This is a genomic window from Kroppenstedtia guangzhouensis, from assembly GCF_014637345.1.
Lineage (GTDB): Bacteria > Bacillota > Bacilli > Thermoactinomycetales > DSM-45169 > Kroppenstedtia > Kroppenstedtia guangzhouensis.
In genome coordinates this window covers 1-739 of record NZ_BMEX01000072.1, presented here as the reverse complement: position 1 = coordinate 739, position 739 = coordinate 1, and the positions used below count along the sequence as shown (strand labels likewise).

Sequence of the window (739 nt, the reverse complement as noted above, 5' to 3'; positions counted from 1 at the left end):
TATACTGTAGATGAGCTTGAAAAACACCAATGAGGGGGAATCAGTATGGGCTTGAAAAAAGTGATTGAGAAAATCGAAGGAACCCACCTCCGGGTGGAAAGCGATTGGATAAAAGAGAACACGGAAAGCCTATACGACGGCATCATCGCGAAAATGGAACAGTTCGCCGCTNTTGAGCGGTGGAAGAAAGAAGGGTTCGTGGCGGATATCTACTTCGATGAACAGAAGCTTCATACGACAGCCGGGTTTGATCTTGAAGAGCTCTCGAACCAGACGACCTGGTTCGTCGACAAATATGAAGACTTTGACCCGGAAGAGTTGAAAAACCTCCTTCTGAAAGGGGTGGCGGAGTTGGGGGAGTGATTCCCCCACTCCTTCAAACGAGAGGGAGACCTTCCCTGATCCGGCCAGCCGGGAGCCTATCCCGGCAAACAAACAAAAAGGAGAGATACACCATGCCGAGGAAAAACCTGTACGTCACGAAAGATGACGAACCCATTTTCGACGAAGCTGCTGAAGTTTTGGGAGAAGAATCCCTTTCCGCCGCAATCGCCTCCGTCCTCCGTCGGGCGGTCGAGGCGAAAAAGGCCGAGTTGGAAGGAATGGAACAAATTGAGTTGGAAGTGGGGACGAGATCTGGGGTGATGGGCGATACCCCAGATTTACAAAAAATCCGTTTCACCGGAAAGGAGATTGCCTTCACTAGGCAACTCCAGGGTAACGATACCAGAGGGGTCGA

1 protein-coding gene is annotated in these 739 nt (G+C 50.8%); it reads left to right on the top strand.

The features are described from left to right. Positions 1–455: 455 nt before the first annotated feature. On the top strand, positions 456–739 hold a 284-nt coding region (locus IEV46_RS17845; protein WP_229736222.1), incomplete at its 3' end, for a hypothetical protein.